The sequence below is a fragment of the Marichromatium gracile genome, assembly GCF_004343155.1.
Classification (GTDB): domain Bacteria; phylum Pseudomonadota; class Gammaproteobacteria; order Chromatiales; family Chromatiaceae; genus Marichromatium; species Marichromatium gracile.
In genome coordinates this window covers 41,741-62,643 of the sequence record NZ_SMDC01000006.1, presented here as the reverse complement: position 1 = coordinate 62,643, position 20,903 = coordinate 41,741, and the positions used below count along the sequence as shown (strand labels likewise).

Below are 20,903 nucleotides of genomic sequence, written 5' to 3'. Positions count from 1 at the left end.
CGACTCATCACCGGCCTGGGGCCAGCCCCGGCCGCCACTGTTTTCGCGCCCGTTGTCGCACACCCCGCAGACACGGCGACCCATCCCCTTTGGAGTGACCATCGACATGAGCGACACCAAGCACTGCCGGCTGCTGATCCTGGGCTCCGGCCCCGCCGGCTATACCGCAGCGGTCTATGCCGCGCGCGCCAACCTCGACCCGGTGCTGGTTACCGGCCTCGAGCAGGGCGGCCAGCTGATGACCACCACCGAGGTCGACAACTGGGCCGGCGACCCGGACGGCGTCCAGGGCCCCGAGCTGATGGAGCGGATGCGCCGCCACGCCGAGCGCTTCGAGACCGAGATCATCTTCGACCACATCCACTCCGCCGACCTCGGCAACCGCCCCTTCACCCTCGAGGGCGACTCGGCGACCTACACCTGCGATGCCCTGATCATCGCCACCGGCGCCAGCGCCATGTATCTCGGCCTGCCCTCGGAGCAGTCCTTCCGCGGTCGCGGGGTCTCGGCCTGCGCCACCTGCGACGGCTTCTTCTACCGCAACCAGGAGGTCGCGGTGATCGGCGGTGGCAACACCGCCGTCGAGGAGGCGCTGTATCTGTCCAACATCGCCGCCAAGGTCACCCTGATCCATCGCCGCGACAGCCTGCGCGCGGAGAAGATCCTCCAGCGCCAGCTGTTCGAGAAGGCCGAGCACGGCAACATCGAGATCCTCTGGGACCACACCCTCGACGAGGTGCTCGGCGACGCCAGCGGGGTGACCGGCATCCGCGTCAAGAGCACCAAGGACGCGCGCACCCGCGAACTCGCCCTCACCGGGGTGTTCGTCGCCATTGGTCACAAGCCCAACACCGAGCTGTTCACCGGGCAGCTGGAGATGGACAACGGCTATATCCGCGTCGCCAGCGGGCTGCAGGGCAACGCCACCGCCGCCTCGGTCCCCGGGGTGTTCGCCGCCGGCGACGTCATGGACCAGATCTACCGTCAGGCGATCACCTCCGCCGGCACCGGCTGCATGGCCGCGCTCGACGCCGAGAAGTATCTCGACGCCCTGGCCCTGGAGCAGGCCCAGTCCTGACCCCGGGACGGTGACCGCGCAACCGGCTTGCGCCGTCACCACCCGCCCCAACCTGAGGGGACATGCACGATGCATCTCCCCCCTTGCTCAGACTCACCACCCACGGCGCGATCGACGAGATCCCCGCCACGGACTGGAATCGACTGGTCGGCGACGACGCCCCCTTCCTCGACCACCGCTTCCTCGCCGCCCTGGAGCGACACGGCTGCGTCGGCGAAACGTTCGGCTGGATCCCGCTGCACCTGGCGCTGCGCGACGCCGACGGCGTGCTGCGCGCCGCCGCGCCCTGCTACCTCAAGACCAACGGCTATGGCGAGTTCGTCTTCGACTGGGCCTGGGCCGAGGCGCACCACCGCCGCGGACTCCACTATTACCCCAAGCTGGTGATCGCCGCCCCCTACACCCCGGCGGTCGCACCGCGCATCCTCAGCGCCGACGACGCCGAGCGCCCACGCCACGCCCGAGCGCTGATCGAGGGCGCGCGACACCTCGCCGAACGGCTCGGGGTCTCATCGATGCACTGGCTGTTCCACACCGAGCAGGAGGGCGAGGCGCTCGCGAGCCAGGGGTTGCTGCCACGACTCGGCTGTCAGTTCCACTGGCGCCGTGGCGACGAGCGCGACTTCGACGGCCTGCTCGCACGGTTCACCTCGGCCAAGCGCAAGCAGGTGCGACGCGAGCGCCGACGCGTGGCCGAGGCCGGTCTGCGCATCGCACGACTGCGCGGCGACCAGCTCGACGCCGCCGAGTGGGCCAGTCTCCACCGGCTCTACTGCGACACCTTCGAACGGCGCGGCGGCGTCCCCACCCTGTCGCTGGCGTTCTTCACCGCGCTCGGCGAGACCATGGGTGAGTCGCTGCTGGTGGTATTCTGTTATCAGGGAGCGCGGATCGTCGCCGCAGCCTTCAACCTGGTCGGCGCCCGAACCCTCTACGGCCGCCACTGGGGATGCAGCGACGCCTTCCACAGTCTCCACTTCGAGGCCTGCTACTATCAGGGCCTGGAGCACTGCATCGCCACCGGGCTGGACCACTTCCAGCCCGGCGCCCAGGGCGAGCACAAGGTCAGCCGCGGCTTCCTGCCGACACCGACCTGGTCCTCGCACTGGATCGCCGACCCCGAGTTGCGCGCGGCGATCGCCCGTGCGCTCGAGCGCGAGACCCTGGGAATGCGCGAGTATCTGCGCCGGATGCAGGACCACAGCCCGTACCGCAGGCCGTCACCGTCACCCTCGGACTAGCCCGGACATGCTCACCCTGCTCGATCCGCAAGACCGCATCCACTTCCCCGACGTCTCGCAGGCGATGCGCGAGCCCAACGGATTGCTCGCCGTCGGCGGCGACCTCAGCACCACGCGACTGCGCCAGGCCTATCGTCACGGCATCTTCCCCTGGTACAGCGAGGGCGATCCCATCCTGTGGTGGTCGCCCGACCCGCGCAGCGTGCTCATACCCGAGCAGGTGCACGTCTCGCGCAGCCTCGCCAAGCGGCTACGGCGCGCCGATCATCGGGTCACCTTCGATCGCGACTTCGCCGCGGTCATCCGCGCCTGCGCCGCGCCACGCGCCGACGAGGCCGGCACCTGGCTGGTCCCGGAGATGATCGATGCCTACGAGCGACTGCACGCCCAGGGCCTCGCCCACTCGGTCGAGGTGTGGCGCGACGATGAGCTGATCGGCGGGCTCTACGGGGTGGCGGTGGGCAAGGCGTTCTTCGGCGAGTCCATGTTCAGCCGCGCCAGCGACGGCTCCAAGATCGCCCTGGTACAGCTGTGCCGACGCCTCGCCGAGTGGGGCTTCGGGCTGATCGACTGCCAGATGCACACCCATCATCTCCAGCGGATGGGCGCGGAGGAGATCCCCCGGCGTGACTTCATCGCTCGGCTCGAGCGGTTCTGCGCCCTGCCCGGCCATGATCACAGCTGGGACGACGAGGCGCACAACCGATGAACCAGGACGACATCACCCGGCCGGGACGCCATCTGGCGCTCTATCTCACCGGCGAGCACGACTGCTCCTATCTCGAGGACACGCGCGCGCGCACCCTGTTCGTCGACCCCAACGCCCGGATCGATACCGCCACCTATCAGCTGCTGATCGACCTTGGCTTTCGCCGCAGCGGCAGCCACATCTATCGACCGGCCTGCCGTGGCTGTACCCGCTGCGTGCCGGTCCGCATCCCGGTCGCGGACTTTCTCCCCAACCGCTCGCAACGACGCAACTGGCAGCGTAACGCCCCACGCATCACACTGCGCGAGCGCCCCGCCAGTTTCGAGCCGGCGCACTATGCGCTCTATCGCGACTATCTGCTGGGACGTCATGGCGACGGGCCCATGGCCGACGATGCCAGCGAGGAGAGTTATCGGCGCTTCCTCGTCGACCCCTGGGGCGGCCCCTGTCTGTTCATCGAGTTCTGGCTCGATGAGGAGAGACTGCTCGGGGTCGCGGTGACCGACCGCCTCGAGCAGGGGCTCTCGGCGGTCTACACCTTCTACGATCCGGCGCTCGCCGTACTCGGCCCCGGCACCTTCGCGATCCTCGCCCAGATCGAGCTGGCACGGCGGCTCGGACTGCCCTATCTCTATCTCGGTTACTGGGTCGAGGGCTGCGAGAAGATGACCTACAAGGCGCGCTTTCGCCCGCTCGAGGCCTGGGATGGGCGCGCCTGGAGACAGCTCGCGCGCGGCGCCGTACTACGCCAACCATGAGGCCGGCCTCGCCTGTGCGCGGGAAGGTAACACAGGATCGATGCATCGACGGTGATCGACACAATGGATATGGTATAATCCGGCGGCTTTAAAAACGGAGCTGTCTTCAGTAATTCGACTATGGCAAAAGACGACGTCATTCAAATGGAAGGCACGGTCACCGAGACCCTGCCCAATACCGTGTTTCGGGTCGAGCTCGAGAACGGCCACACCGTGACCGCCCATATCTCCGGCAAGATGCGCAAGCACTACATCCGCATCCTCACCGGCGACAAGGTCACCGTCGAGCTGACCCCTTACGACCTCACCAAGGGCCGCATCGTCTACCGCGCCCGCTGATCACGCCTGCCCGTCGGGCATGCGCGCGCCGGCTCTCGCCGAGCGCCCGGACTCATCGCGCAACCGCGCGAACCGTCACACGCGACCTCGCCGCTCGCCATCGGGCCGAGTCGGCACGGCGGGGCTGCGCGTCGCGGTTGGTCATCGCCGAGACTGACGGCGCCGCCACGGCGAGGGACCTGCTCGCCGCCACGTCACCCCATCGACCAGCACCTATAGCTCACGCCACTCGCCGTTGATCTCGAAGGCGAGCGCGTCGTCGCGCACCCCCACCCGCACCTGACCGCCATTGGCAAGCGTGCCGAACAGCAGCTCGCTGGCGAGCGGCTTCTTGATGTGGTTCTGGATCACCCGCGCCATCGGGCGTGCACCCATCTGCGGATCGTAGCCCTTGGCACCGAGCCAGGCACGGGCGTCCTGATCCACACTGAGCGCCACCTTCTTCTCCTCGAGCTGCTGCTCGAGCTCGAAGATGAACTTGTCGACCACGTTGGCGACGGTCGATTCGGCCAGCGGCGAGAACTGCACCACGGCGTCGAGACGGTTGCGGAACTCCGGCGAGAAATAGCGCTTGAGCGCCTCCAGCCCGTCGCTCGAGTGATCCTGCTCGGTGAAGCCGATCGAGCGCCGCGCCGTCTCCTCGGCGCCGGCGTTGGTGGTCATCACCAGCACCACGTTACGGAAGTCGGCCTTGCGCCCGTTGTTGTCGGTGAGGCTGCCGTGGTCCATCACCTGCAACAGCAGGTTGAAGACATCGGGGTGGGCCTTCTCGATCTCGTCGAGCAACAGCACCGCGTGCGGATGCTTGTTGACCTCCTCGGTGAGCAGCCCGCCCTGATCGAAGCCGACATAGCCCGGCGGCGCGCCGATCAGCCGCGAGACGGTGTGACGCTCCATGTACTCGGACATATCGAAGCGGATCAGCTCCATGCCGAGGATGCGTGCGAGCTGACGGGTGACCTCGGTCTTGCCGACGCCGGTCGGACCGGTGAACAGGAAGGAGCCGATCGGGCGCTCGAGACTGCCGAGCCCGGAGCGGCTCATGCGGATCGAGGAGGTCAGCACCTCGATGGCCGGATCCTGGCCATAGACCACCATCTTGAGATCGCGATCGAGGTTCTTCAGCGCCTCGGCGTCGGAGGCCGAGACCCGCTTCGGCGGGATGCGCGCGATCTTGGCGACGATCGCCTCGACATCGGCGACGTCGATGCGCTTGCGCCGCTTGGCGCCACTCTTGAGCTGGACGTTGGCCCCGGCCTCGTCGATGACGTCGATCGCCTTGTCGGGCAGATGACGATCGTTGATATGACGGTTGGCCAGTTCGGCCGCGGCGCGCAGCGCGGTACTGGTGTAGGTCACCTGGTGGTGCTGCTCGAAGCGCGACTTCAGCCCCTTGAGGATCTCCACCGTCTCCTCGACACTCGGCTCGGGCACGTCGATCTTCTGGAAGCGGCGCGCCAGCGCGCGGTCCTTCTCGAAGATGCCACGATACTCCTGATAGGTGGTCGAGCCGATGCAGCGCAGATCGCCCGAGGCGAGCACCGGCTTGATCAGGTTGGAGGCGTCCATCACCCCGCCCGAGGCCGAGCCGGCGCCGATGATGGTGTGGATCTCGTCGATGAAGAGGATCGCGTGCGGCTGACGCTTGAGCTGGGCGAGCACCGACTTGAGTCGCTTCTCGAAGTCGCCGCGATACTTGGTGCCGGCCACCAGGCCGCCGAGATCGAGGGAGTAGATCACCGCCGACTCCAGCACCTCGGGTACGTCACCATCGACGATCTTCTTCGCCAGCCCCTCGGCGATGGCGGTCTTGCCGACGCCGGCCTCGCCGACGAACAGCGGGTTGTTCTTGCGCCGCCGGCAAAGAATCTGCACCGTGCGCTCGACCTCGGCGGCGCGACCGATCAGCGGATCGATCCGCCCCTGACGCGCCAGCTCGTTGAGGTTGGTCGCAAAGCTCTCGAGCGGGCTGGCGTTCTCCTTGTCCTCGGCGCGCGACTCGTCGACCTCGCCCGGCACCTCGTCCTCCTGGGTCTCGCCGGGGACCTTGGAGATGCCGTGGGAGATGAAGTTGACGACATCGAGGCGGGTGATGTCCTGCTGGTTGAGCAGATAGACCGCCTGCGAGTCCTGCTCGCTGAACAGCGCCACCAGCACGTTGGCCCCGGTGACCTCCTTCTTGCCCGCCGACTGGACGTGGAACACCGCGCGCTGCAACACCCGCTGGAAGCCGAGCGTCGGCTGGGTGTCGCGATCCTCGTGCTCGGGGATCAGCGGCGTGGTCTCGTCGATGAACGACGAGATCTCGCGACGCAACCGCTCGGCATCCGCGCCACAGGCCCTGAGCACGCGCGCGGCGGTGGGATTGTCGAGCAACGACAGCAGCATGTGCTCGACGGTCATGTATTCATGATGCTTCTCGCGCGCCTCCTTGAAGGCCCGGTTCAGCGAAAATTCGAGTTCTTTGCTCAGCATCGACCTGTTCCAAGCAGGGGGTTGAGAAAACCGTGGTGGTTGAGTGCCGCCATGCGCGCGCGCGGCGCCGATTTCAAGCCTCTTCCATGGTGCACATCAGCGGATGCTGGTTGGTACGGGCGTAGTCGTTGACCTGGGCGACCTTGGTCTCGGCGATATCCTTGGTGTAGACGCCGCAGACCCCGACCCCACGCGTATGCACCTGGAGCATAACTTGGGTCGCCTTCTCGCGATTCATACCGAAGAAGCCCTCGAGCACCTCGACCACGAAGTCCATCGGGGTGTAGTCGTCGTTGAGCAGCAGGACCTTGAACTGTGGGGGGCGGCGCAACTGCGGGCGGGCCTCCTGCAACGTCAGCCCGGACTCGCCGTCCTCGCTCGGAATATCGTCACTCATGATTGCGGATTCTAGACAAAGGATTGAGGGGGCGTCAGGCCGGCCAACGCACTGCACATGCGCGCCCCGAGGGGACCGATCAACGGCGGCGCGGAACCGCGCGACGCCCTGTTTGACCAACGAAAACAGTTCACTATACTAGCGAACTAGGGTGCCAGGGAGCCGATTCAAGGCAATGGCGCCTGACAACAAAAAGCGATGATCGACCACCAAGGCAAGACCCGCAAACCCTGGAGGACTGCGCCAATGATCACCGGAGTCGTTAAATGGTTCAATAACGCAAAGGGCTACGGGTTCGTGCAACCCGATGGGCGAGACGAAGACGTCTTTGTCCACTTCTCGGCGATCGACATGGAGGGCTACAAGACGCTCAGGGAGGGACAGAAGGTGCAATTCGAGTTGAACCAGGGGCCGAAGGGCCTGCACGCGGCCAAGGTGCATCGTCTCAGCTGACACCTGATCACGGTCCGGAGCCGCCGTGCCCCGGACCATCATGCCGAGGGGCGCGATCCGTCAGGGTCGCGCCCCTCGCACGTTTCACGCCTTACATGCGCTCGATCACGGCCCGGCCAAAGCCCGAGCAGCTGAGCTTGGTGGCGCCTTCCATCAGTCGGTCCAGGTCATAGGTGACCTGCTTGGCCTCGATCGCGCCCTCGACACCCTTGATGATCAGGTCGGCGGCCTCGGTCCAGCCGAGGTGGCGCAGCATCATCTCGGCCGAGAGGATCAGCGAGCTGGGGTTGACCTGGTCCTTGCCGGCGTACTTCGGCGCGGTACCGTGGGTCGCCTCGAACATCGCCACCGAGTCCGAGAGGTTGGCACCCGGCGCCATGCCGATACCACCGACCTGCGCGGCCAGCGCATCGGAGATGTAGTCGCCGTTGAGGTTGAGGGTGGCGATCACCGAGTACTCCTTCGGACGCAGCAGGATCTGCTGCAGGAAGGCGTCGGCGATGACGTCCTTGATCACGATCTCGCGACCGGTCTTGGGGTTCTTGAAGCTGCACCAGGGACCGCCGTCGAGTTCGGTGGCACCGAACTCGGCCTTGGCCAGGGCATAGCCCCAGTCCTTGAAGGCACCCTCGGTGAACTTCATGATGTTGCCCTTGTGCACCAGGGTCACCGACGGACGATCGTTGTCGATCGCGTACTGGATGGCCTGACGCACCAGACGCTCGGTGCCCTCCTTCGAGACCGGCTTGATGCCGATGCCGGAGGTCTCGGGGAAGCGGATCTTGGTCACCCCCATCTGCTCGCGCAGGAAGTCGACCAGACGCTCGGCCTCGGCGCTGCCCTGCTGCCACTCGATGCCGGCATAGATGTCCTCCGAGTTCTCGCGGAAGATCACCATATCGGTGTCCTCGGGCTTCTTCAGCGGGCTCGGGGTGCCGTTGAAGTAGCGCACCGGGCGCAGGCAGACATAGAGATCGAGCTGCTGGCGCAGGGCGACGTTGAGCGAGCGGATACCGCCGCCGACCGGCGTGGTGAGCGGCCCCTTGATCGAGACCACGAACTCCTTGACCGCCGCCAGGGTCTCCTCCGGCAGCCACACGTCCTCGCCATAGGTGCGGGTCGACTTCTCGCCGGCGTAGATCTCCATCCACTCGATCTTGCGCGCGCCGCCGTAGGCCTTCTCGACGGCAGCGTCGACCACCGAGCGCATCACCGGGGTGACGTCGACACCGATGCCGTCACCCTCGATGAAGGGGATGATGGGACGGTCGGGCACATTGAGCGACAGATCGGCGTTGACCTGAATCTTCTCGCCGTTGGGGACAGAAATCTTGTCGTAGGCCATGAGCAGTTTTCTCTATCGGGTGATCAAAAAGGAATATGCTACCATCCTCGTTTACTCGTTGCGCAGACCCGATGCCACATCGGCAGCGCGTCCCGCCGTCGCCCAGGCCGACGGGATGTGTCCGACGCACGCCCCATCCGTCCTCTTACCCCTGATAGCGCCATGACCGTCCGCGCCGCCCGATCTCGCCCAGAACGCATCATCATCGGCCTCTCCGGCGGTGTCGACTCGGCCGTCGCCGCCCACCGTCTGCTCGAACAGGGCCATCAGGTCGAGGCGCTGTTCATGAAGAACTGGGAAGAGGACGACGACCCGCACGGCGGCTATTGCGCCGCTGCCGAGGACCTGGCCGATGCGCGCGCCGTCGCCGAACGGCTCGGCATCCGCCTGCACACCGTCAACTTCGCCACCGAGTACTGGGATCGGGTGTTCGAGCACTTCCTCGCCGAGTACCGAGCGCTGCGCACCCCCAATCCCGACATCCTGTGTAACCGCGAGATCAAGTTCGCTGCCTTCCTCGAACACGCCCTGGACCTCGGCGCCGAGGCCATCGCCACCGGCCACTATGCCCGGGTCGAGCACGGCGCGAGCGGCCATCGACTCTGTCTGTGCGCCGACGCCAACAAGGACCAGACCTACTTCCTCCATCTGCTCGACCAGCACCAACTCGCCCACACCCGCTTCCCGCTGCACGACCTCAGCAAGCCCGAGGTGCGCGCCATCGCCCGCCGGCTCGGCCTGGCCAACGCCGCGAAGAAGGACAGCACCGGGATCTGCTTCATCGGCGAGCGGCGCTTCGGGGAGTTCCTCGCGCGCTATGTCGATCGCACCCCAGGGCCGATCGAGACCCCCGAGGGGCAGGTGCTCGGCGAGCATCACGGACTGGCCTACTACACCATCGGCCAGCGTCAGGGGCTCGGCATCGGCGGCATCGCCGGGGGCGACGAGGCCCCCTGGTTCGTCGCCGCCAAGGACCAGGAGCACAACCGCCTGATCGTCGTCCAGGGCAAGCACCATCCGCTGCTGATGGCCGGATCGCTGCACGCCCAGCCACCACACTGGATCGCCGGGGAGCCCCCCGCCGCCGCCCCCTTCGACTGTCTGGCGCGACTGCGTCACCGTCAGCCGCTGCAGCGCTGCACCGTCGAGACCCTCGGCCCCGAGGGCTGCCGGGTGCGCTTCGCCGCACCGCAGCGCGCGGTGACCCCGGGCCAGTCGATCGTCTTCTATCAGGGCGAGGCCTGTCTCGGCGGCGCCGTGGTCGAGCACGCCGCGCCCTGAGCCGCACCGGAGAATCCAGCCCCATGCCTTACGACAACCTCGACCGGCTCATCGCCTTCGCCGGACTCCACCAGGCCGCCGCCTGCGTCACCCGCATCGCCCACCGCGGCAGCGCCGATGTGGAGATGATGGAGCCGTGCATCTACAGCCTGCTCCAGGTCGATGCCGAGAGCACCGCCGCGGTCTTCGGCGCGCCCGGCGCACTCGCCCCCGGCGCGCGCCAGGTCATCGCCCAGCTCACCGGACAACCCGAGCGCAACCTCGAACTCACCCGCTACGTGGTGACCCTGATCCGACTCGAGCGTGCGCTCGCGCGCGAACCCGGACGACTCGCCCGACTCGGCGAGGGCATCGAGGCGGCGCGCGACAAGCTCGAACACTTCCCGCTGCTGCACCCGGCGATCCTCGGTCACTTCGCCGACCTCTACAGCGAGACCATCAGCACCCTGACCCCGCGGGTCATGGTCCAGGGCAACGAGCTGCACCTCGGCAACCCCGACAACCAGAGCCGGGTACGCGCGCTGCTGCTCGCCGGCATCCGCGCCGCCATGCTGTGGCGCCAGGTCGGCGGCTCGCGCTGGCACCTGCTGCTGCGCAACCGCCAGATCCTCGACGACGCGCGCACCTATCTCGACCGTCACGAAGACTGAACCGCCTTCATCCGACGGGGCCTGAACACGCCCCGCCAACACCCGCCCGGAGGGATCCGCCGCGCCCCGTCAGCGCACGGTGTATGGCGCGCCGCCCTCCTGGACGCTAGAATTTCGCGTTTGCGCGAAATGACGATAGCCACATCCGGAGCCATTGCATGACCAACAGCTTCAACGCCAAGTCCACCCTGAGTGTTGCCGGCAAGGACTACGAGATCTACCGTCTCGACGCCGTCCCCGGCAGCGAGCGCCTGCCCTACTCGATCAAGATCCTGCTCGAGAACCTGCTGCGCAATGAGGATGGGGTCACCGTCAACCGCGAGGACATCGAGTTCTTCTCCAACTGGGACGCCAAGGCCGAGCCCTCCAAGGAGATCCAGTACCGTCCGGCGCGCGTGCTGATGCAGGACTTCACCGGTGTGCCCGCGGTGGTCGACCTGGCGGCGATGCGCGACGCCATGGCCAAGCTCGGCGGCGACCCGAGCAAGATCACCCCGCAGCAGCCCGCCGAGCTGGTCATCGATCACTCGGTGCAGGTCGATCACTTCGGCTCCGACGACGCCTTCGCGCTCAACGCCGAGCTCGAGTTCCAGCGCAACCGCGAGCGCTACCAGTTCCTCAAGTGGGGCCAGAACGCGCTCGACGGCTTCAAGGTGGTGCCGCCCGACACCGGCATCGTCCACCAGGTCAACGTCGAGTACCTCTCGCGCCTGATCTTCGCCAAGGATGCCGGCAGCGCCACCCAGGCCTACTTCGACACCTGTGTCGGCACCGACTCGCACACCACCATGGTCAACGGCATCGGCGTGCTCGGCTGGGGCGTCGGCGGCATCGAGGCCGAGGCCTCGATGCTCGGCCAGCCGATCTCGATGCTCGTGCCCAAGGTCGTCGGCTTCAAGCTCACCGGCAAGCTGCGCGAGGGCGTCACCGCCACCGATCTGGTGCTGACCATCGTCGAGCGGCTGCGCCAGCACGGCGTGGTCGGCAAGTTCGTCGAGTTCTACGGCCCGGCGATCAGCGTGCTGCCGATGGGCGAGCGCAACACCATCGCCAACATGGGTCCCGAGTACGGCGCCACCTGCGGTCTCTTCCCGATCGACCAGATCACCCTCGACTACCTGCGCCTGACCGGTCGCAGCGAGGAGCAGATCGCCCTGGTCGAGGCCTACTGCAAGGCGCAGGGCGTGTGGCACACCGCCGAGGCCGCCGAGGCCGACTATTCCGAGACCCTCGAGCTGGATCTCGGCGACGTCGTGCCCTCGCTCGCCGGCCCCAAGCGCCCGCAGGACCGCGTCGCCCTCGACACCATCACCGAGCACTTCCCCAAGGCCCTCTCGGCCCTCAAGGAGGAGCGCGGCATCCCCACCAAGGGTCCGGCCAAGGTCGAGCTCGACGGCAAGCAGTTCGAACTCTCCGACGGCTCCATCGTGGTCGCCGCCATCACCTCCTGCACCAACACCTCGAACCCGAGCGTGCTGATCGCCGCCGGTCTGGTCGCCAAGAAGGCCGCCGCGCTCGGTCTCGAGCGCGCCCCCTGGGTCAAGACCGCCTTCGGTCCCGGCTCGATGGCGGTCACCCGCTATCTCGACCGCGCCGGGCTCACCGAGCCGCTCAAGGCGCTCGGCTTCCACAACGTCGGCTATGGCTGCACCGTCTGCATCGGCAACACCGGCCCGCTGCCGGCGCCGATCTCCAAGGCGATCGCCGACAACGACCTGTGCGCCGTCTCGATCCTCTCGGGCAACCGTAACTTCGAGGGCCGGGTGCACGCCGAGGTGCGCATGAACTACCTCGCCAGCCCGCCGCTGGTGGTCGCCTACGCCATCGCCGGACGCATCGACATCGACCCGTTCAACGATCCGCTGGCCACCGACGCCAAGGGCAACCCGGTCTATCTCAAGGACATCTGGCCGAGCGAGGCCGAGGTCAGCGGTGCGATCCGCGACTTCGTCACCGCCGAGGAGTTCACCGCCGCCTACGCCGACGTGTTCTCCGGCGACGCCCGCTGGCAGGGTCTCGAGGCGCCGCAGACCGACACCTACGACTGGCCCGAGTCGACCTACATCAAGAACCCGCCCTACTTCGCGGGCATGTCGCTCGACGTCGCCCCGGTCGGTGACATCACCGGCGCGCGCTGTCTGGCGCTGCTCGGCAACTCCATCACCACCGACCACATCTCCCCGGCCGGCGCCATCAAGCCCGACTCCCCGGCAGGCAAGTACCTGATCGAGAAGGGCGTCGATCCCAAGGACTTCAACAGCCTGGGCTCGCGGCGCGGCAACCACGAGGTGATGATGCGCGGCACCTTCGCCAACATCCGCCTGCGCAACCTGATGGCCCCCGGCACCGAGGGCGGCGTCACCCTGCACCAGCCGAGCGGCGAGCAGATGTCGATCTTCGACGCCGCGATGCGCTATCAGGAGGAAGGCACCCCGGCGATCGTGGTCGCGGGCAAGGAGTATGGCTCGGGTTCCTCGCGTGACTGGGCGGCCAAGGGTCCCCGTCTGCTCGGGGTGCGCGCGGTGATCGCCGAGAGCTACGAGCGCATCCACCGCTCCAACCTCGTCGGCATGGGCATCCTGCCGCTGGAGTTCATCAACGGCGACAGCGCCGAGTCGCTCGGCCTCACCGGCACCGAGACCTTCGACATCCAGGGCCTCAACAACGGCGAGGCCAAGCAGGTCGAGGTCACCGCCACCGCCGCCGACGGCAGCGTCAAGCGCTTCACCGCCAAGGTGCGGATCGACACCCCCAACGAGGTCGATTACTATCGCAACGGCGGCATCCTGCACTACGTGCTGCGCAAGCTGGCCGCAGGCTGAGGCCGACCCCACGGGCGCCGCGCGCGGCGCCCCGGCACGATCGCCCGAGTCCCCCGTCCGGGGCTCGGGCGATCTGCGTTGTGTGCAGGCGAAATTCGCCGCGCGCCCTGAGCGCTGCGCTGACGAGCGCGCCATAATGGACACAGCACCGCGCCACGACGAGGCGCCGCCAGCGCCGCGCGCGGGCCGCAACCCGTCAGCCGCGCATCACGGATGAGGACGTCGCCACTGACGACGTCGCCCCCACCCAACAACCCGTCCGTCGCTGCGCAGAGCCAGCCGGACACCGAACATCACCACCCGGAGTCACTCATGCCGATGGAGCTATCCTCACTCACCGCCATCTCCCCCGTCGACGGCCGCTATGGCAACAAGACCACCGCGCTGCGGGAGATCTTCAGCGAGTATGGGTTGATCCGCCATCGCGTGCAGGTCGAGGTGCGCTGGCTGCAGGCACTGGCCGCGCACCCCCAGATCCCCGAGATCCCCGCCTTCTCGGACGCGGCCAATCAGCACCTCGATGCCATCGTCGCCGATTTCGGCCTCGCCGAGGCCGAGCGCATCAAGACCATCGAGCGCACCACCAACCACGACGTCAAGGCCGTCGAGTACTTCCTCAAGGAGCGCACCGCCGAGCTGCCCGAGCTCGCCGCCGTGGGTGAGTTCATCCACTTCGCCTGCACCTCCGAGGACATCAACAACCTCTCCCACGGGCTGATGCTCGCGCGCGGGCGCGCGCAACTGCTCGACGAGATGGACCAGGTCATCGGCGCGATCCAGGAGCTCGCCCAGCGCTACGCCGAGCAGCCGATGCTCTCGCGCACCCACGGCCAGCCGGCCTCGCCCACCACCCTGGGCAAGGAGATGGCCAATGTCGCACGGCGCCTGCAGGGGCAGCGTGCACGCTGCGCCGAGGTCGCCCTGCTCGGCAAGATCAATGGCGCCGTCGGCAACTACAACGCCCACCGTGTCGCCTACCCCGAGGTCGACTGGCCGGGCTTCGCCCAGGGCTTCGTCGAGTCGCTGGGCCTGACCTGGAACCCCTACACCATCCAGATCGAGCCGCACGACTACATGGCCGAGCTGTTCGACGCGGTGGTGCGCTTCGACAACGTGCTGATCGACTTCTGCCGTGACGTCTGGGGCTACATCTCGGTCGGCTACTTCAAGCAGCGCACCGTCGCCGGCGAGGTCGGCTCCTCGACCATGCCGCACAAGGTCAACCCGATCGACTTCGAGAACGCCGAGGGCAACCTCGGCATCGCCAATGCCATCCTCGAGCACCTCGCCGGCAAGCTGCCGATCTCGCGCTGGCAGCGTGACCTCACCGACTCGACCGTACTGCGCAACCTCGGCGTCGGCTTCGCCCACGTCACCATTGCGCTGCAGTCGGCGCTCAAGGGCATCGGCAAGCTCGAGGCCAACCCCGAGCGCATGGCCGCTGACCTCGACGACAACTGGGAGGTACTCGCCGAACCGATCCAGACGGTGATGCGTCGCTATGGCGTCGACAAGCCCTACGAGAAGCTCAAGGCGCTGACCCGCGGTCACCGCATCGGCCCCGAGGCGCTGGCCGAGTTCGTCGACGGGCTGGAGATCCCCGAGGCGGCCAAGGCCGAGCTCAAGGCGCTGACCCCGGCGAGCTATCTCGGCGACGCCGTCCGGCTGGCACGCGAGAGCTGAACCCGGGATCACCGTGGTCGCCTGGCGCGACCACGGTGGGCTCGGGCAGCGAAAAAAATAGGCCGGTCACGCGGGGAGCGTGACCGGCCTTCCATCAAGCCCCTGTCGGGGGGGAGTGGGGCTCAACTGGACCCTTGCGTCGCCCGGCAAGACCGGACGAACGACTGAAAACGGTGGAGTTCGGAGTGCGCGGCGGGTCGCCACACACGCCGACCGACCGTGAGGCCGTATCGGCGTGTCGGCTTGGAGCGGCGGGCGCCGATCCCTGGCGCGCGGTGAGGGCGCTGAATCAGCCCTCGACCTCGGAGCGAATGGTCACGCGACGCTGCTTGACCGAGTAGACGTCGAACTCGGGCAGCATATCGCGCTCGCCACGGCTCTCGACGGAAACGATATCGCTCGCCGGGATGCCCTTGGAGACCATGTAGTCACGCACCGCATTGGCGCGGTTCAGCCCCAGGGTATCGTTGTAGGCTTCCGAACCCTTGGCGTCGGTGTGACCGACCAGGGTGAGCTGCTCGCGCGACTGGGTGGCGTTGACGTCGGCGATGTAGTCGTCGAGACGCGCCAGCTCGGTATCGTTGACCACGTTCTCGATACGGTACTTGTCGAACTCGAAGTTCAGACGCACCACGAACTCGGCCGGCACCGGCTTGACGCAGGGCTCGAGGTCGTTCGGACCCTGGGTGCTCTGCCAGCACTCGCCGTAACCGGTGACCCAAGCGGTCCCGGTCGGCTTGGCCGACCAGAAGTGGTCCATCATGTCGGCGGCATTGGCCGCCAGCGGGGCGCCCAAGACCAAGGCCAGGGAGGCAGCGGCGGCCGCGGCGCGGGAGGACTGTTTGAATTTGCGCATCTTCACGGTTTCCTGTTTCAGGTGGGTGAGTGGTCCGATCGGCGACAGGTTAACAAGCTGTAGCACATGTCAGCAAAAAGCAACAACGTGGTGCGTTGATCTCACCAGATGCTGAATGTCTGGCCCCCGACGCGGGTTTTCAATCCGATCCAGACCCCGTGAACCCCAGGGACCACACTCGGGACACAGACATTCTAGCCTACAGCCGCCGCAAAAGTGCAACTTTTTTCGCCGACCGCAACATATTTACAACGAAAGTCATCAGAAAACAACAGCTAGCTACTGACAGCGCCGGCGCCGCATCGCCACGACCTCCCCGGGGCCGGAAATGTCCGGAAACCAACACCCTGTCGTCCCTCGCCATGGAGCAGCGTTCATGACCAGCGCCAACACCGAGCCCTCCCCTCTCGAGACACGTGCATCGATCCGCGACGCTGCCATCGCGCTGGCGACCCAGGCGCGGCGCGAGCTGTTGATCTTCGGCCCCCACCTCGAGCCCGATCTCTACGACCAGCCAGCCTTGCTCGAAGCGATACGACGACTCGCGCTCGAACGCCCCGACCTCCCGGTGCGCATCCTGGTCAACGAGACCCGCGACGCGCTCCAGCAGGGGCATCGCCTGATCGAACTGGCACGTCGCCTCACCTCACGGATCGCCATCCGGCGCAGCGGGGATGACGACCGCACGCGTACCGACGCCTTTCTCGTCGTCGATGCCCGGGGCTATGTCCATCGGCACCGCGCCGACGGCCAGCGCGCGACCGCGGCCGCCGCCGACACCCCCGAGGCACGACGACTCCGCGAGAGCTTCATGCAGATGTGGGAGCGCAGCGACAGCGACCGCGAGATCGACCGGCTGTATCTATAGAGGTGGGATCAGGCCGTCGCACACACCGCCGCAGGCGGATCGAGCTCGTCGACGAAGCAGGGGCGCGCAATCCCGTAGCCCTGGACGTAGTCGACCCCGAGTTCGCGCAGCAGCGCCAGGATCTCCTGGTTCTCGACGTACTCGGCGATGGTCTCCTTGCCCATGAAGTGCGCGATCTCGTTGAACGACTTGACGATCGCCCGGTCGTGCGGGTTGCTGAGGATATCCTTGACGAAGGAGCCGTCGATCTTGACGAAGTCGACCGGCAACTGCTTGAGATAACCGTAGGAGGACATCCCCGAGCCGAAGTCGTCGAGCGAGATCGGACAGCCCATCGACTGGAGCGACTCGAGCAGCCGCACCGCCTGATCGAGATGGACGATGGCTGCGGTCTCGGTGACCTCGAAGCCGACCAGTCCCGGCGCCACCTGCCAACGCGCGAAGGCCCCACGGATGAAGGCGTCGAGCCCGGGATCGCTCAGCGACTGACCGGAGAGGTTGATCGCCACGCCGCCGTAGGCGCGCGCCAGCTCGGGGTTGTCGTGCAACCAGCGCAGCGTCTCCTCGATCACCTGACGGTCGACCTCGTGCATCAGGTTCATCGCCTCGGCCGCGGCGATGAAGGCCGCCAGCGGTAGCGGGGCATCGTCGGCGTCATAGACGCTGAGCAACACCTCGCCATGATGAAAGGCGCCGTGCTCAGGCCCTTCCCCCACCGTCGCGATCGGTTGCAACCGCAACCGCTTGCGGCCCGACTTGATCGCCTCCTCGGCCTGGGCCCAGCCACGCATGCGCTCGAGCTGCGCGGCGACCTGGACATCGTCCTCGGCATAGCACACCACCCGACCACCGCCGCTGTGCTGGGCGGCGAGACAGGCGACATTGGCCGCGGAGAGCACCCCTTCCGGGCTCTCCGACGCAGCATCGACCAGAGCCACCCCGAGGCTCACCGAGACCTGCAGGACCCGTCCCAGCCAGGTGAGCGAGACCGCCTCGAGCGCCTCGCGTATCCGCTCGGCGCTGGCCTGCGCCGCCTCGACACCTTCGGCAGGCGCGATCAACGCGAAGCGGTTCCAGCCGAGATAGGCCAGACAGGGGGCATCGGGCAGCAGCGCCCGCAGCCGCTCGGCCATCAGCGCCAGCAGCCGCTCGCCGGCGGCATAGCCGTGGGCTGCGGTCAGCAGATCGAAGCGATCGAGTTCGAGAAAACCGAGCAGATGCGGACAGGGCGCGGCGGTGCGGCTCAGCAGCCCGGTGAGCACCCCGACCAGACAACGCTGGCCGGGCAGCCCGGTCAGCGAGTCCTCCACGGTCTGCGCGCGCACCTGCTCGCCGAGTTCGCTCAGGGTCGCCTCGGTGGCGCGCTGCATCAGCGGTTGGCGCGGCGGCGCCTCGACCCGCGCCCGCGACTCGGCCAGGGCGGCGGCCAGACGCTCGGGGGTGAAGGTGCGGACACGCCGACCCATCGGGTCGCTCAGCGCCAGACGACGCCCGTCCTCGCTGCGCCAGATCAGCCGGTAGGCGCGCTCGCCACCCTGCTCGGTCAGCCACACCACGGAGCCCAGGGCAAGCTGCTCGATCCGCTCACGGGCCGCCTGCCAGTCGGCCTCGGACACCCCGCTCGGGGGCTCCTGAAGCGCCGCCTCGGCCTCTTCCGGCGGATCGATGGCGAACACCACCCAGTCCTCGCGATCGAGCGCCCCGCGCGCGGCCCGACGCAGCACCTGCTCGACCCGCTCGACCAGCGACTCGGCCCCGAACGGATCGTGACCGATATAGATCAACCCCTCGTACAGGGTCGCCACCAACGCCTGGATGTCCTCGACCTCGGTCTCGCCACGACTGGCGCGGTGCAGTGTCCACAGCGGCATCCAGTAATGACGCCAGCGCGCGCCGTCGATCCCGGCATAGTTGCAGACCGACTCGAGCAGCATCCGCCAGCCGGCATCGAGCAGGGTCGGCAACAGCGGATGCACCGGCTCACCGCCGAAGCTGGACTGCAGACGCTGGCGCACCCGCTCATGGGCGCGCCGCTCGCACTCGCGCGCCTCGTTGGCGCCGACCCAGCGCGAGACATTGGCGCGATAACGCGACCCGACACGCTCGCGCAGTGACTGCAGGCCGGAAGAGATGGCACGCAGGGTGTCGAGATCACCGGCGTCGGTGATCACCAGACGATGGACGAACTCCTCGAGTTCGCCGCTCAAGGCACGGTCATCGGCCTCGCCGTTGAGCAGGAAGGAGGAGAGCTGCTCGAGCTGATCCATCAGCCCGACCAGCGGGTGGGTGTCATGCTCGCCCGGTCGGCCGGGGTCACTGACCGCCATCGCCAGGAAGTGGATCGACAACCGCCGGATCAACGCCTTGATGCCCTGGGGGGCGTGCGGGTCGTCGAGGATCTGCGAGAGCATCTGGTCGGTCACCTCGACCCGCTCGCGCACCCTCGGTGCACGCAGACGCCCCGGATCGCCGGTCCCAGTCGTGCGCGCGGCCAGCAATCGCGCCATGGCGTCGAGGTCGGCTCCGGCCTCGCCATCCACGCCCCCCGTCTGCAACCGGGTCAGCAACTCGCCGAGGCCAAGTCCCGCGGACCTGGCTCGCGCCGGCGCCCCGGTCGCATCCGCCTGCCCTTCTGGCCTCGGCAGCGGCGAGGCGACAGACGATGGCGCAGCCTCCCGCTCTCGAGGGGGTGACCGCAACGGCGGCGGCGCGCACGCCGGCAGCCCGTGCTCGCGCCACAGCTGCAACAGCTCGCGATAGAAGGCGCCGAGGTTACCCACCAGCGGCGTGGCGGCGAGCCGCAGGGCGCGTCCGAGCAGCTCGTCCTCCAGCCCGCCACGACGCAGCGCCCCGGCCAGGGCCTCGACCAACGGCTCCGGCTCCAGCGCGACCTGGGCGTCGCCGAAGACCCCGACGAGATGCCCGCGCAATGATCGCAGCACCTCGGCAAGCTCCTGCTCGAGTCGGTTGACCAGCTCGGAGCGCGCCAGCCACAACTCGAACTCATGTGGTTCGACCAGCGACAGCGCGGCCTGCCCGGGCGCCTCATCGGTGGAGTCGGACAACCGCTGCGTCGGCGCGAAGATCAAGCCATCGAGCACCTCGTCGGTCAGACCCCGCGCCAGGCTCCCGGCCTGGATGGTACGACCGAGCTGGCCGAGCTCACCGACGAAACGGGCGCGCTGGGCATCGTTCGCGGCACGCTCCGCGTGCATCCACAGCGCATCGATCAGGGTCTCGAGCAAGGCATCGAACAACGGCGGCAACCGCGCGCGACCGACCTGCTCGAGCAGCCCTCGCGCCCGCGCCGCACCGTTCGCCTCGGCGCCACGTCGTGGCGACGCACTCAAGCCGGCGAGAAAACGCTCCAGATGCATCTGGCCATTGGCGGCGAAGTGGATGAAACGCGCGCCCAGCCCGTGCTCGGCCCGATGCACCAGCACCACCACCGCCTGCAGGGTGCGTTGCCGGCCATCGAGCGCCACCCTGAAGCGGACCTCGCAACGCTCGCCGGCGCCGACACGCAGCTCGGCCTCGTGCTCGCCCATGTCGAGCAACGCGCCTCCGCTGCAGAGATTACGGACCCGGCAGGCGAGCAGGGGCTGATGAGGGGCACGGAGCTCGGCGGGGAGATCGACCGGGGTGCGGCGCTGACGCCGACGCTCCGACACCTTTGCGCCCTCAACCCCGGACATCGGCCACCCCGCCGAGCGACGGCCCGGGACACCCGGGGGCGAGCCGCCCCGCATCGACCGAGACGTCCCCACCAACACTGATTTCAATCATGCAACACCACACAAGCAAAGACGCGAGACGCCCCCGACCGCGGCGGTCGCTGACCGCAACCTCCCTGACTCGGCGTTCCTCGTGACTCTCCTCGCGCATCATCCAGGCTATTCCCTGCGGGGTCAGAGCGGTGAACTCCATTGGTACCCGACCCGATGTGCG

Annotated in this window: 16 protein-coding genes; 11 read left to right on the top strand and 5 right to left on the bottom strand. The window is 67.6% G+C overall.

All coding sequences use genetic code 11. From position 1 onward, the window contains the following. The first annotated feature begins 106 nt into the window (after window positions 1–106). From trxB to infA, 5 genes are all read left to right on the top strand, one after another. Window positions 107–1,078: a thioredoxin-disulfide reductase gene (gene trxB, locus EDC29_RS10170; protein WP_123142734.1), complete on the top strand. Its 972-nt coding sequence runs from the start codon at window positions 107–109 to the stop codon at window positions 1,076–1,078. 62 nt (window positions 1,079–1,140) lie between these two features. Then, window positions 1,141–2,319 (top strand): GNAT family N-acetyltransferase, encoded by a 1,179-nt coding sequence (locus EDC29_RS10165; protein WP_132229738.1) that lies wholly within the window; start codon window positions 1,141–1,143, stop codon window positions 2,317–2,319. 7 nt (window positions 2,320–2,326) lie between these two features. Then, on the top strand, window positions 2,327–3,028 hold the full coding sequence (aat, locus tag EDC29_RS10160) for a leucyl/phenylalanyl-tRNA--protein transferase (protein ID WP_123141274.1): 702 nt from the start codon (window positions 2,327–2,329) through the stop codon (window positions 3,026–3,028). Next, window positions 3,025–3,786: an arginyltransferase gene (locus tag EDC29_RS10155; protein ID WP_123141275.1), complete on the top strand. Its 762-nt coding sequence runs from the start codon at window positions 3,025–3,027 to the stop codon at window positions 3,784–3,786. The genes aat and EDC29_RS10155 overlap by 4 nt, the downstream gene beginning before the upstream one ends. 120 nt (window positions 3,787–3,906) lie before the next feature. Then, window positions 3,907–4,125 carry a translation initiation factor IF-1 gene (gene infA / locus EDC29_RS10150; protein WP_005223622.1) on the top strand — a complete coding sequence of 73 codons (219 nt, stop codon included), beginning with the start codon at window positions 3,907–3,909 and terminating at the stop codon, window positions 4,123–4,125. Window positions 4,126–4,338: 213 nt separating this feature from the next. Here the strand turns inward: infA and clpA are convergent, their stop codons facing one another. Both clpA and clpS read right to left on the bottom strand, forming a co-directional pair. Next, window positions 4,339–6,600, bottom strand: coding sequence for an ATP-dependent Clp protease ATP-binding subunit ClpA (clpA, locus tag EDC29_RS10145; RefSeq protein ID WP_132229736.1), 2,262 nt, complete (start codon window positions 6,598–6,600; stop codon window positions 4,339–4,341). Window positions 6,601–6,673: 73 nt separating this feature from the next. Then, window positions 6,674–6,997, bottom strand: coding sequence for an ATP-dependent Clp protease adapter ClpS (gene clpS / locus EDC29_RS10140; RefSeq protein ID WP_123141277.1), 324 nt, complete (start codon window positions 6,995–6,997; stop codon window positions 6,674–6,676). A 246-nt stretch (window positions 6,998–7,243) separates the two neighbouring features. Here clpS and EDC29_RS10135 point away from each other — a divergent pair, with 246 nt between their 5' ends. Beyond that, a complete protein-coding gene (locus tag EDC29_RS10135; protein ID WP_005223619.1) occupies window positions 7,244–7,450 on the top strand; it encodes a cold-shock protein in 207 nt (68 codons plus the stop codon). A gap of 91 nt (window positions 7,451–7,541) precedes the next feature. Here EDC29_RS10135 and icd read toward each other — a convergent pair whose 3' ends face one another. Beyond that, on the bottom strand, window positions 7,542–8,795 hold the full coding sequence (gene icd / locus EDC29_RS10130; RefSeq protein ID WP_132229734.1) for an NADP-dependent isocitrate dehydrogenase: 1,254 nt from the start codon (window positions 8,793–8,795) through the stop codon (window positions 7,542–7,544). Between the two features lie 162 nt (window positions 8,796–8,957). Between icd and mnmA the strand changes: the two genes are divergently transcribed. The 4 genes from mnmA (at window position 8,958) to purB (ending at window position 15,231) form a co-directional block, all read left to right on the top strand. Beyond that, the gene (gene mnmA / locus EDC29_RS10125; protein WP_132229732.1) at window positions 8,958–10,076 is read left to right on the top strand and encodes a tRNA 2-thiouridine(34) synthase MnmA; all 1,119 of its coding nucleotides are present in this window, start codon (window positions 8,958–8,960) and stop codon (window positions 10,074–10,076) included. 23 nt (window positions 10,077–10,099) lie between these two features. Further along, the gene (gene hflD / locus EDC29_RS10120) at window positions 10,100–10,726 is read left to right on the top strand and encodes a high frequency lysogenization protein HflD (RefSeq protein WP_123141280.1); all 627 of its coding nucleotides are present in this window, start codon (window positions 10,100–10,102) and stop codon (window positions 10,724–10,726) included. 158 nt (window positions 10,727–10,884) lie between these two features. Further along, window positions 10,885–13,548, top strand: a complete 2,664-nt coding sequence (gene acnA / locus EDC29_RS10115; protein WP_123142722.1) for an aconitate hydratase AcnA — start codon at window positions 10,885–10,887, stop codon at window positions 13,546–13,548. Window positions 13,549–13,866: 318 nt separating this feature from the next. Beyond that, window positions 13,867–15,231, top strand: coding sequence for an adenylosuccinate lyase (gene purB / locus EDC29_RS10110; RefSeq protein WP_123141302.1), 1,365 nt, complete (start codon window positions 13,867–13,869; stop codon window positions 15,229–15,231). A gap of 289 nt (window positions 15,232–15,520) precedes the next feature. Here purB and EDC29_RS10105 read toward each other — a convergent pair whose 3' ends face one another. Next, a complete protein-coding gene (locus tag EDC29_RS10105; protein WP_123141282.1) occupies window positions 15,521–16,087 on the bottom strand; it encodes an OmpA family protein in 567 nt (188 codons plus the stop codon). A gap of 376 nt (window positions 16,088–16,463) precedes the next feature. Here EDC29_RS10105 and EDC29_RS10100 point away from each other — a divergent pair, with 376 nt between their 5' ends. Next, window positions 16,464–16,955 carry a DUF7931 domain-containing protein gene (locus EDC29_RS10100; protein WP_132229730.1) on the top strand — a complete coding sequence of 164 codons (492 nt, stop codon included), beginning with the start codon at window positions 16,464–16,466 and terminating at the stop codon, window positions 16,953–16,955. A gap of 8 nt (window positions 16,956–16,963) precedes the next feature. Here the strand turns inward: EDC29_RS10100 and EDC29_RS10095 are convergent, their stop codons facing one another. Beyond that, a complete protein-coding gene (locus EDC29_RS10095; RefSeq protein ID WP_165913489.1) occupies window positions 16,964–20,626 on the bottom strand; it encodes a DUF1631 family protein in 3,663 nt (1,220 codons plus the stop codon). Window positions 20,627–20,903: the final 277 nt, after the last annotated feature.